Annotated in this window: 10 protein-coding genes; 2 read left to right on the top strand and 8 right to left on the bottom strand. The window is 34.3% G+C overall.

Annotated elements, in window-relative coordinates:
- Positions 1-6: 6 nt before the first annotated feature.
- From H593_RS0100335 to H593_RS0100325, 3 genes are read right to left on the bottom strand one after another with little or no spacing between them, the layout of a single operon-like run.
- The gene (locus H593_RS0100335) at positions 7-1,698 is read right to left on the bottom strand and encodes a DUF6909 family protein (protein ID WP_028870572.1); all 1,692 of its coding nucleotides are present in this window, start codon (positions 1,696-1,698) and stop codon (positions 7-9) included.
- A 28-nt stretch (positions 1,699-1,726) separates the two neighbouring features.
- The gene (locus H593_RS0100330; RefSeq protein WP_028870571.1) at positions 1,727-3,229 is read right to left on the bottom strand and encodes a GH3 auxin-responsive promoter family protein; all 1,503 of its coding nucleotides are present in this window, start codon (positions 3,227-3,229) and stop codon (positions 1,727-1,729) included.
- Positions 3,229-4,095 (bottom strand): M23 family metallopeptidase, encoded by an 867-nt coding sequence (locus H593_RS0100325; protein WP_028870570.1) that lies wholly within the window; start codon positions 4,093-4,095, stop codon positions 3,229-3,231. Before H593_RS0100325 ends, H593_RS0100330 begins: the two co-directional genes overlap by 1 nt.
- 115 nt (positions 4,096-4,210) lie before the next feature.
- On the opposite strand from H593_RS0100325, the gene H593_RS0100320 reads away from it, so the two are divergent.
- Positions 4,211-4,402, top strand: coding sequence for a twin-arginine translocase TatA/TatE family subunit (locus H593_RS0100320; RefSeq protein ID WP_028870569.1), 192 nt, complete (start codon positions 4,211-4,213; stop codon positions 4,400-4,402).
- A 75-nt stretch (positions 4,403-4,477) separates the two neighbouring features.
- On the opposite strand, the gene H593_RS0100315 is transcribed toward H593_RS0100320, so the two are convergent.
- The 3 genes from H593_RS0100315 to H593_RS0100305 all read right to left on the bottom strand — a co-directional run bounded on the left by H593_RS0100315 (position 4,478) and on the right by H593_RS0100305 (position 8,518).
- Positions 4,478-5,452 (bottom strand): DUF4837 family protein, encoded by a 975-nt coding sequence (locus H593_RS0100315; RefSeq protein ID WP_315969297.1) that lies wholly within the window; start codon positions 5,450-5,452, stop codon positions 4,478-4,480.
- A gap of 23 nt (positions 5,453-5,475) precedes the next feature.
- Positions 5,476-7,074 (bottom strand): LysM peptidoglycan-binding domain-containing protein, encoded by a 1,599-nt coding sequence (locus H593_RS0100310; protein ID WP_051229574.1) that lies wholly within the window; start codon positions 7,072-7,074, stop codon positions 5,476-5,478.
- 256 nt (positions 7,075-7,330) lie between these two features.
- Positions 7,331-8,518: a phosphoglycerate kinase gene (locus H593_RS0100305; protein ID WP_028870566.1), complete on the bottom strand. Its 1,188-nt coding sequence runs from the start codon at positions 8,516-8,518 to the stop codon at positions 7,331-7,333.
- A gap of 128 nt (positions 8,519-8,646) precedes the next feature.
- On the opposite strand from H593_RS0100305, the gene H593_RS0100300 reads away from it, so the two are divergent.
- Positions 8,647-9,798 (top strand): DNA polymerase III subunit, encoded by a 1,152-nt coding sequence (locus tag H593_RS0100300; protein WP_028870565.1) that lies wholly within the window; start codon positions 8,647-8,649, stop codon positions 9,796-9,798.
- Positions 9,799-9,836: 38 nt separating this feature from the next.
- Here H593_RS0100300 and H593_RS0100295 read toward each other — a convergent pair whose 3' ends face one another.
- Positions 9,837-10,358: an OmpH/Skp family outer membrane protein gene (locus tag H593_RS0100295; RefSeq protein WP_028870564.1), complete on the bottom strand. Its 522-nt coding sequence runs from the start codon at positions 10,356-10,358 to the stop codon at positions 9,837-9,839.
- A gap of 216 nt (positions 10,359-10,574) precedes the next feature.
- Positions 10,575-11,432 carry a class I SAM-dependent methyltransferase gene (locus H593_RS0100290; RefSeq protein WP_028870563.1) on the bottom strand — a complete coding sequence of 286 codons (858 nt, stop codon included), beginning with the start codon at positions 11,430-11,432 and terminating at the stop codon, positions 10,575-10,577.
- Positions 11,433-11,518 lie beyond the last annotated feature (86 nt).

Here is an 11,518-nt window from a genome sequence, read left to right as displayed (position 1 = left end):
TTTATATTATTTATTAAATATCTGTTGTAATATTATTCTTGTTATCAAATAGGTAGGTTTAACTCCAGAAGTCCCTAAACCACCAGATGCTAAAGTACTTCCCGTTTCTAATGGGTTATCACTGGCATAATAAGCGTAGCGCACCTTTACATTAGGGTTTATACTCCCCCTAACCTTTGATGCTGCTTGTATTGCTTTTTGATAATGAGCTCCTTCCATTTCTAGTCCAATCACATTCCAAGTAGAGTTATAAAAGAACTTTAGTATTTCTTTATTTTGAAGTGATGTTCCTAAAACACTAATCATAGATCCTTCAAAAACCTTAACCCCTTGTCCTTCTAAATCTGCCCTGCTAAGCTCGTTCTTAAAAGGATAGTTGTCTGCAGTACCTTCAAAAATATGAGCAGAAGGAATCATAATATCTCCTTTACCCCCTTCTAAAATTCCCGCTTTACCCATAATAGAAACAGATTCTATATTTAAAAGCACCTTTTCATCACCATCATTATAAGGCTTTAAAAGCTCATCCATCGTTTCGTAGGCTTGTTCTCCAAAAGCATAATCCATAACAAAAATTACAGGCTTTTCGTCATCTTCAAACGTGCTTCCAATCTTGATATCTGTTTTAGAAAAATCAATTTGAGCGGTATCAAAAATCTGCACATCTATGTTAGTACCAGAAGTATCCTCAATATATGTCATACCACATTGCAACGCTTCTCTAGTAATTTTATTACGTAGATTTTCATTTTCCTTTTTACCTATGGTTTCATAAATGTCAAAAATATCTTTTTTTACAGCCATGGTTTTTAAAGCAATAGGTGCAAAAATAGAATTCATAACACTATGCATATTGGCACTAATCACATGTATTGGTCGCCCTAAAAGCTTCTTCTTTTTAAGAACCTCCTTTATATTGTCTGCCCAAATTTCACCGTATAAATGATGCCCTAAACGCTCTCTTAAAACCGGACTAAAAGTTACTGTTCGTTTATTATTATTTACCACCTCTTCAATAGCAAGCTTCCCTAACCAATACACAATATGAAGCAATCGCTCTGGTTGCGCTTTATTAGTAAATTTTAAATGAGCATTGGTGAGCTCTTCAAATGTTCTACCTAAAATATTAGCAGTGTGAGTAATCGCTATTTCACGCTCTTGTTGTGTTAATTTATTTTTTGAAAGTACCGCCTTTTCTAGTTTAATCCAATCTCTAGTGGTTGACCCTTTCTCATCTATTAAAACCCGCTTACTTATCTTGTGAGACTCAATAAATAAAAATGTAAGGTGCGTTAAAATATCATAAATTTCTGAGCGCCCGCGAGTGATTTCAATATTCATCTGCTCTTCATCTATACGATAACAGTTACGACGTCTTTTTGGTGGAATTATGGGCTTAAAATGGGAATTACCATAACCTTCATCACTGGTAAGGTTAATAAATGTACATTCCTCAATACCTTCTGGTAATCGATCAATAACATATAATAAACCCTCTAGCTCTGCTTTTTCTTCGGAAATAGAACCATAAATTTCTGGTCGTAATAACAATAAAGACTCTCTAAGAGTCTCACCAGAAACACCCATTGGTTTATAAAAACCACGATTAAACAAATGTCGCATCGTAACATACATTCTCTCAATGGCATTTGAACTTTCTTGAGCTCTCGTTCTTTCGTGAATTTTTCTTTTGTTCATTCGTTGTCGTTTGCGGACAAATATAGTATTATTTCAACAATTTTTGAGCAGATAAAGAATCTGCTATTTTTCGATCATTTGATAATCTTGGTATCTTATTTTGTCCACCTAATTTACCTATGGATTTCATGTAGTCTTGAAACCCCTTGTTCTTTACAGTTGAAATTTTTAATGGTTGTAGTACATTTCCGAAGATCAAATCATAGTAGTAACTATTCTGTTTTTGCATAGAAGCATCAATTTTTTTTGCCAACTCCAAAATATCTTTAGGGGGATTTTCAAACTCAATAAACCACTCATGAAATGGTAATCCAGAATATGGATTAATCTGCGGAGCAACTGTAAACTCTGAAACACGAACCTCCAAACCTTGGGTTGCATCTTGTAAGGCTTGCTCAACTTCTTTACCAATCACATGTTCGCCAAATGCAGAAATAAAATGTTTGATTCTTCCTGAAACTATTATTCTGTAAGGCTTTGTACACGTAAACTCAATAGTATCGCCAATATTATAAGCCCAAAGTCCCGCATTGGTAGAAATAATCATGACGTAATTGACACCAATTTTTACTTCGGAAATCGTGAGACGTTTTGGATTGTCGTCAAAAAAATGATTGGCTTCAACAAACTCATAAAACATTCCTGAGTTTAATTGTAAAAGCATCCCTTTTTCGTTCTGTTGATCTTGAAACGCAAAAAACCCTTCACTTGCAGGATACAACTCAATACTATCTACTTGTCGCCCAATAAGATTTTCAAATTTTGCTCGATAGGGTTCGTAATTAACACCTCCAAAAATGAAAAGATTAAAGTTTTTAAACACTTCACCAACTTTTTTCCCTGTCTTGATATTGATTTTCTCAAAATACATCTGAACCCACGATGGGATTCCAGAAATAACCGACATATCCTCTGGAAGCGTTTCCTCTACAATAGCCTCTACTTTAGTTTCCCAATCATCAATACAATTAGTTTCCCATGACGGCATTCTGTTTTTTTGAAGGTATTTAGGAACATAATGCGCTACAATTCCCGAGAGTCTACCCAATTGTACTCCGTTTTTTTCTTCGAGAGTTGGACTCCCTTGTAAGAAAATCATTTTGCCATCTACAAATTGGCTGTTTCCTGTTTCGGCAATATACATTAAGATCGCATTCCTGGCAGCTTCAACGTGTGTTGGCATACTCTCCTTTGTTAACGGGATGTATTTTGCTCCAGAAGTTGTACCAGATGTTTTTGCGAAATACAATGGCTTTCCTTTCCATAAAACATCTTCTTCTCCTGTAACAACCCTATCAACGTACGGTTTTAACTCTTCATAATCTCGTATTGGAACACGCTCAATAAAATCGTGATATGTTTTTATAGATTTAAAATCGTGGTCTCTACCAAACTGCGTATTCGACGCTTCATCAATTAAGGTTTTAAAAACCTTATACTGAGTTTCAATAGGCTTGCTAGACCATCTTAATATAGATTTTCTTACATATTTTGCAAAGAGTTTTGCTAGTAAAGGCTTAAAAAATCCCATTAGTTAAAGTCTATAAAATTTGTTGGATTTACGGGGTAACCTCTGCTCCAAAGTTCAAAATGTAAATGAGGTCCTGTTGTCAATTCTCCTGCGTTTCCTGCCATGGCTATTACTTCTCCCGATTTCACTAAATCTCCTTGCTCTTTGGTTATTGAAGCATTATGTTTATATACAGAAATGAGTTCATAACTATGCTCAATAATCACAACATAACCTGTATCTGCTGTCCACTCTGCAAAAATAACAGTACCATCTGCGGTTGCTTTTACAGGTGTGTCTTTGGCAACAACGATGTCTACTGCAAAATGCTTTTCCTTAATATTATAACCTTCAGAAATAATTCCATTTACTGGAGGGAACAAGACAAAATTTGTAGCCGATATTGAAGATTCAAATACATTATACTTATCTTCTTTGTCAACTAACTCTCTTAGCAAAGAATCTTCTTTGGTTGGTTTCAAATCCAAACCTCTAGGGTCTATGTTTGCCGCATCTATAATAGAGTCTCTATTAAATTCAACAGACGCCACATCCCCTGTCAACACTTTCCTAATTGAAGTGTAATATTGCTTATTGAGGTTTATAACCTGCAATAAAGAATCTGTTTTATAATTTAAAACTGTAGCTTGTTTTTTTAAAGCGGTAGAAGAATAACCAGGTATATATTCTTTTAACGACGTGAAAGCAATTAGAAAAATAGTACCTGCAATAAGTAATATAGTTCCCAAAGATAAAATAACAAAAACGTTTAGACGTGTCAATTTTATGGCAAAACGCTCCTCAAAAGTGTCTTCATTAAGAACTACCAAACGGTACTTATGAAGTAACTTTTTTTTAAATTTTTTTTCTTTCTCTTTTTTTGCCATTGTTACACAAAATTAATTAAAATAAGTCCAATTGTAACCAGCCTTGGTTAAAGTTTACTTATTAACGTTTAATTTGAAGTATAATTATTAAATTTGCAGTTCAAAATACTTTATTATGATAACATCTAGCATATTTTTAGCTCCAGGAGCATGGCAAATAATTTTAATCGTTGTTGTGGTTTTATTAATGTTTGGAGGAAAGAAAATTCCAGAACTCATGAGAGGTCTAGGAAGTGGTATTAAAGAATTTAAAGATGCCAGCAAAGACGAAGACTCAACATCTGCATCTACAACTGAAAAAGAATAAATAATTATTCTTAAAACGTATAAAAAAACAAAGCCAACGATCATCGTTGGCTTTATTTTTTAGTTTAGTCTACGTTTACTTAATAGCTATTGATTTTATAATAGATTCCAGTTCAAAAACATAATCTCGTTTTGAAATTGACGGTGCAAACACATAACCTTCTACTATGATGTACCGATTATTAACTTTGTCTTCAATAGCATAGTTTATAAAAGGTCCAGACATGAAAGCGTTTTTTAAGTCCCATAACCCTCTAGTTTCAAAGGTTGGTTTATTATCAATAATAACATTACTAATAAAAGGTGTAAATGCTGGCTCTGTTGCCATATAGCTGTTCTCTAATGCACCTTCAATATGTATTTTACCAACACTATCTCTAACTCTAACGATATCTACTACTGCACTGTCTCCTTTTCTAATAGATGATAATGGTATTTCATATACTAATAAATCAACATTTCCTGTTTCAATGTCTCTTCTAATCCAAAAGAAATCGTCTTCTGTTTTTGCAATTCTATACGCTGTAGGGAATTGTAAAGACACCCCTAATTTTTCTCTAATTTGAGAATCGTTAAATAAGGATTTACTCGTTCTACGTTGACGTTCTTTTAATTCCGTTTTTTTAAATGCATTTATTATTTTCACAGAGTTCGTTTTAATCTGTTCAATAATTTCAGCATTTGTTTGTCCAGAAATAACCACTAAAGTTTGTGGTCTTGCATAAGCATCTCTAGCAATTTGGGTTGCTGCTTCTTTGCCTTTTTCGATCTTTAAAACTGTTCTGTTATTTTTTGCAAAACCAGAGAATACTTCGGTAGGCATTTGGCTCATTGAGAACTGAGGCTCATCTTTAGATAATCCTTCAACAGACGCTGCAAGAATATCTCTTATGGCTTCACCAACACTGTTTTCCCATAGTAGATTGTCTGAAACCACAACCACACTATTTATATTGCCTGAAGATTGTGGCACTATACGCTGTGCGTTTTTATCATCACATCCAAAAAGCAACGTAGCAATTAATAAAATACCTAATATGTTCTTAATCATTTTTCTTGTTTATTGAGTTCTAATTATTTCGAAACGACTAAGGTCGTTCCTATTTTCAATTTGTTACCACTAATATCGTTCCATTCTTTAATATTTTGAACAGAAACTCCTGGAAATTTTTGAGAGATACTCCAAAGCGAATCTCCTTCTCTAACCTTATATGTAGATTTACCTTCGGTATTTATAACTTTTTTAGGTGTGCTTGCCGCTGCTTTCCCAGAAGACGTATTGGGTTTTCTTGGGTAAATAGTTAATCGTTGTCCGATTTTTAGATTGTTACCTCGCAAACCATTCCATTGTTTAATTTGGCTTACTCGTACACCAAATTTTCTAGCAATCTTACCCAGGTAATCTCCGGACCGCACACGATATCGTGTTTTGCTTTTTGCGTCAAATAACTGCGGAAGTGGTTTTTCTCGCTTGTTCAATTCTGCTGTAACATAAGTATAAATCTCGATTTCATTAGTCACAAATCTACCAATAGCTTCTCGCGGTAATCGCAGCGTATAATCTTCTCCTTTAATAAATGGAATGATATCTAACTTATACGACGGATTCAAGAACTGAAGTTCCTCAATAGGCACATCAACAAGCTCTGAAACTTGATCTAAAGAAATCATCTGTTTCACGTGAATCGTATCTGTCTCTACATAACGATAATTAGGTTTTTCAATTTTAAAACCATGCTCTTCAGCGAATTCAAAAATATACATTGTTGCTAAAAATGCTGGCAAATATCCTGCTGTTTCACGTGGAAGATGAGGTCTGATATTCCAGTAGTTCTCATAACCACCAGAACGACGAATCGCTTTTGAAACATTTCCTGGACCTGAGTTATAAGCTGCTAGCGCCAAATCCCAATCACCAAAAATTTTATATAAACGCGCTAAATATTGACTCGCTGCTACCGTAGATTTTACAGGATCGCTACGTTCGTCGACATAACTGCTCACGTTGAGTCCATACTCTTTCCCTGTGCCAAACATAAACTGCCATAGTCCTGTTGCCCCAACTCTAGATTTTGCTTTTGGTTTTAAAGCAGACTCTACAATTGCTAAATATTTAACCTCTAACGGAATATCATAATTATCCAATGACTCTTCAAACAACGGAAAATAATAATGACTCAAAGACATTAATCGTGACATAGAATTACGTCGATGTTTCAAGTATGATTTTATAACGCTCTCTAATGAAGGATTGTATTCAACATTAAAAGGTGTTCTTGCATTGAGCCGTTTTAATCTCGCTTTTAAGGTGTCTGTTGTTAATTCAGGATAATCAACAGGATCGTATTTAAGAGTCGTGACAGATTCATAAATACTATCAAAGAGTACATTACTATATAATTCTTCTAACCATTTTTCGTCAATTTCGGCAGCATGAGGATGGTCTAGAAGTTTTCGGTTTTGAATAGAATCTAGTTCTGGCTTGATATTAAGGCCCTTTTTAAAAAAGTTTTTGCCATCAATAATCGTATCAATCACGTAGGTTTCACCGGCAACAAAATCGGCTTCTGTGAGTCGTTTTATTTCTTTTTTCTTCGGAATGGAATCCTGTCCAAAAGAGATGAAAGCACATACTAAGCAGCCAATAGTTAGGGTAATAAGCTTGTGGTTCATTGGTTTTATCTTTATAAATCGCAGACTATATTTGGATACAGCCTAACGACAAGTCAGCTAAAATGAGATTTTTTTAGCTAAAATGAAAGTTTAATACCATTTCTTGTTTAAAATCACTGCAAAACATGAAAATAAAGTATCGCAGTAGTTCTCGTTTCTTTTCTATGGAAGTAAAAAGAGAAAAAGGGTGTAATTCCACAAATTAAAAGTATTTGTAAGAGACTTCCGAAGTAAAAAACAGATGCTAATTATTAGCCTATTCTAAAATAGCCGCAATTCCTGGCAAAGTTTTACCTTCTAAGCTTTCTAGCATTGCTCCACCACCTGTGCTCACATAGCTCACCTTCTTTTCAAAACCAAACTGTTTCACAGCAGCAACCGAATCTCCACCACCAACGAGTGAGAACGCACCGTTTTTAGTTGCTTCTGCTATAGAATTTCCAAGAGCAATTGTTCCTCCAGCAAAATTCTCCATTTCAAAAACACCTAGAGGACCGTTCCATAAAATGGTTTTGCATTGCATCACAACATCATGAAAAATCGCTTTAGATTTTGGACCGCAATCAAGTCCTTGCCAACCGTCTGGAATCACATCAACATCAACAATTTTTGTTTCGGCATCGTTAGCAAAATCATTTGCAGCAATCACATCTACTGGTAAGTGAATCTGTACATTTTTGGCTTTAGCTTGTTTTAAGATCTCAAGCGCTAATTCCATTTTATCATCTTCACAGATAGAATCTCCAACGCTTCCTCCTTGCGCTTTTACAAACGTGTAAGTCATTCCTCCTCCAATAATAAGGTGATCTACTTTATCTAAAATATTCTCTATAATTGTAATTTTAGAAGACACTTTTGCTCCTCCAAGAACTGCTAAAACTGGTTTTTCTCCTGTCTCCATGACTTTACGGATACTCTCAATTTCTTGAGCTAGCAAATTTCCGAAGCATTTATGATCTGTAAAAAATTGAGCAATAATTGTTGTAGAAGCATGTGCTCTGTGTGCAGTTCCAAAGGCATCATTCACATAAATATCTCCTAATTTTGATAACTGCTCTGCAAATGCTTTATCACCTGCAGTTTCTTCTGCATGAAACCTTAGATTTTCTAATAACAAGATTTCTCCCGGTTTTAAATTAGCTGCAGCTTCCTCTGCTTTTGACCCAACACAATTCTCAACAAATTTAACTTCGACACCTAAAACATCTTCAATGGTACTCACAATATGTTTCAAAGAATACTTGTCTTCAACACCTTTTGGCCGCCCTAAATGAGACATCAATATGCAACTACCACCATCTTCTAAAATTTTAATAATAGTTGGCTTTGCAGAGATAATACGCGTCGCATCTGAAACTTCAAAATTCTCGTTTAATGGCACATTAAAATCTACACGGATCAGTGCTTTTTTACTTTCGAAATTGAAATCATTTAGAGTCTTCATGTCTTGTCTTTTAAAAAATTGAAACACAAATGTAACCAATAAAACCAACTGACAAAAGCTGTTTATTAACGAAAACGTTTGCATAGATTAGATCTCTAAAGATTTAAATAAAAAAGTATATTTGCGCTATGCTATTTTCTGAAATTTTAGGACAAGAACATATCAAAAATCACCTGACTAAAAGTGCTGATTTTGGACGCGTACCTCATGCGCAATTGTTTGTGGGCCCCGAAGGCTCTGGAACGTTACCCATGGCCATTGCCTATGCGCAATATTTGTTATGCAAAAACATAGAAGGCGAGAATTCTAATGACACTGAAAGCTGTAATTTAAAGTTCAAAAACATATCACATCCTGATCTTCATTTTGTGTTTCCTGTAGCAACAAATGATAAGATTAAAAAACATCCTGTTTCTAAACATTTCATGGAAGAATGGAGACAACTAGTTGATAAACAACCTTATGGAAACCTATTTGATTGGTATAGAATTTTAGGAATTGATAATAAACAAGGTCAAATTGGTGTTGATGAAGCATTAGATATTGTAAAATCCTTATCACTAAAATCTTATGAAGGTGGCTATAAAGTGATGTTGATTTGGATGGCAGAAAAACTAAATACAGCTGCTGCGAACAAACTTTTAAAACTCATTGAAGAACCGCCAAATAAAACGGTCTTCATACTTATTGCAGAAGATGAAGAGCAAATTATAAACACCATTAGGTCGCGTTGCCAAGTGTTGCATTTTCCGCCTTTAGCAGAGGGTGTTATTAAAAATGCATTACTAAAAAATTATCAAATACCAGAACCTGACGCAATTAAAATTGCACATCAATCTAACGGAAATTATAATAAGGCTTGTGATTTGGTCTATAGCGATAGCGAAGACACACAGTTTGAAGACTGGTTTGTGTTCTGGATTCGCTCTGCTTTTAAAGCTAAAGGGAATAAGAGTGCTATTCACGATTTAATTTCCTGGAGTGAAACGATTGCTAAAACCGGTCGTGAAACACAAAAGCAGTTTTTGAATTTTTGTTTGGATTTCTTCCGTCAAGCGCTACTTTTAAATTATAAAGCAGATTCCTTAGTTTTTATGGAACCAAAGTCGTCGTTTAAACTCGAAAAATTTGCTCCTTTTGTTCACGGTAATAATATTATGGAAATTTCCGAAGAACTTCAAGATGCCATTTACCATATAGAACGCAACGGCAATTCCAAAATCATCCTGACAGATTTATCTATAAAACTCACTAGGTTATTGCATAAAAAAGCCGACTAAAAATAAGTCGGCATTTTAAATTTTATGAGATAAAAAGATTACTCTTCTTTCTTGTAAGCATCATTGAGGCCGTTAAGTATCGCATCAGAGATATCACTAACCTCTTCACCATACATTATTGTAGTGGTTACATCACTTGTTCCAAAAATAAAGCTATATCCATTTTTCTTACCATAATCCTGAACAAATGTTTTCATCGTTGTCATTACAGAATCCATTTCTATTGAGAAGGCTTGTTGTAATTGTTGCTGCTCAAATTGCATTTGCTGCTGTAGCACTTGGCTCTTTTGATTAAATGCCTGACCTTGTTCTTGTTGTTTTTCCTTCGACATTGATCCTGCTGCAATTTGAAATTGTTGGTATTCAAATTGAAAGGCCTTACCAATACTGTCTGAACGTTTATTAAAACGATCTTCTCTAACCTTGAACTTCTCTTCGACCTCAATTTTTTCTTGATAGTCATTAATGACGTCTGTTCTATTAACGAATGCCATTTTCTTTTGCTCTTGGCAAGATGCTAAAACAAGCACCATTGAAAGTGCTGCTGCTATTTTTTTCATTTTTTAGATTTTAGTTATTTTCTGCAAATGTATGAAAGTGTGTGGTATTTGCTAAAAAACTAACTATTAAAATTATTAATAGCAATTCTGTTATGCATTTTTAAAATCTATTCATATTAAGCGATTTAGAAGAGGCTCACGTTTTAAAACTTTAGAGCCCAATATAAATGCTTACACCCCAAAGAGAACGTGTCTTAAAACGCTTAAAAACGCATTTTACCTCTTTTTAATGGTGTAAATCATGGACGAATACTCTGTAGATTGTTTTGCTTTCCAATTAGAGGTCCATCCTATCCAAAAGGCTTTGAATAGATTCATAGATCCATTTTTATATTTTTCTGAAAGTAACGACACATAATATGCATCAAAAATCATTGGTGTTGTTTTCTCAACGTCCATACTTTTTGTCCCAACCAATTTAGAAATTGATGTCTGCGAAAAATGCCATAGATGTCTTGGCACATCAAAAGCTGCCCAAAAGTTTTTGTAATAATTTGCATCGAAACTTTTGTAATTAGGTACAGCAATTATTAATCTACCATTTGGTTTTAACAGCGCTTCAAAAGTGCCTATTTGAGTTTTTAAGTTTGGCAAATGCTCCAACACGTGCCAAAGCGTAATGACATCAAAACTTTGTGTTTCAAATTTTAATAACTGCTCGATATCAAAAACAGCATTATTGGTTTTCTCGTTAGCAATTCTTCTCGCATTTTCGTTGGGCTCAATTCCATAAACCATCCAATGATTGTCTTTAGCAACTTTTAAAAAATCTCCTGTCCCACAACCAACATCGAGGAGTTTTCTTTCTTCGGAATTAAAAGAGTTAATGAGTTTTAATTTTCGTTTGAGAGCCATTGATTTTATAAAATGATATGCTTTTTCAAACGCATTACGTTTCGCATCTGTATGAGAAATGTAATCCTCACTCTCATAATAATCACCTAATTTATCCTCTGATGGTTGCGGAAACGTTTCTAATAAATCCATTTGTTGATTATAAACTAACTGAAATTCTTCTCCTGAAACGGAGTGGTCTTTAACGTTTAAGTAGGGTTTATTGTCAGTTGAGTTTATCACAAACAGAAGATTTATTTTGTGTTATTTAATCTATGTTCCACGTGAAACATCTCATTCCTGAAAAAGCAGGAATCTCGTTTTGT

It is taken from the genome of Psychroserpens burtonensis DSM 12212 (assembly GCF_000425305.1).
In the GTDB taxonomy this organism is placed as follows: Bacteria; Bacteroidota; Bacteroidia; order Flavobacteriales; family Flavobacteriaceae; genus Psychroserpens; species Psychroserpens burtonensis.
The sequence above is the reverse complement of the archived record's forward strand: the minus strand, read 5'-3'. Positions and strand labels throughout refer to the sequence as shown.

Excerpts from the sequence above, each read along its gene's own strand:
- H593_RS0100335 (WP_028870572.1), bottom strand. The coding sequence starts at position 1,698 with ATGAACAAAAGAAAAATTCACGAAAGAACGAGAGCTCAAGAAAGTTCA.
- H593_RS0100330 (WP_028870571.1), bottom strand. The coding sequence starts at position 3,229 with ATGGGATTTTTTAAGCCTTTACTAGCAAAACTCTTTGCAAAATATGTA.
- H593_RS0100325 (WP_028870570.1), bottom strand. The coding sequence starts at position 4,095 with ATGGCAAAAAAAGAGAAAGAAAAAAAATTTAAAAAAAAGTTACTTCAT.
- H593_RS0100320 (WP_028870569.1), top strand. The coding sequence starts at position 4,211 with ATGATAACATCTAGCATATTTTTAGCTCCAGGAGCATGGCAAATAATT.
- H593_RS0100315 (WP_315969297.1), bottom strand. The coding sequence starts at position 5,452 with ATGATTAAGAACATATTAGGTATTTTATTAATTGCTACGTTGCTTTTT.
- H593_RS0100310 (WP_051229574.1), bottom strand. The coding sequence starts at position 7,074 with ATGAACCACAAGCTTATTACCCTAACTATTGGCTGCTTAGTATGTGCT.
- H593_RS0100305 (WP_028870566.1), bottom strand. The coding sequence starts at position 8,518 with ATGAAGACTCTAAATGATTTCAATTTCGAAAGTAAAAAAGCACTGATC.
- H593_RS0100300 (WP_028870565.1), top strand. The coding sequence starts at position 8,647 with ATGCTATTTTCTGAAATTTTAGGACAAGAACATATCAAAAATCACCTG.
- H593_RS0100295 (WP_028870564.1), bottom strand. The coding sequence starts at position 10,358 with ATGAAAAAAATAGCAGCAGCACTTTCAATGGTGCTTGTTTTAGCATCT.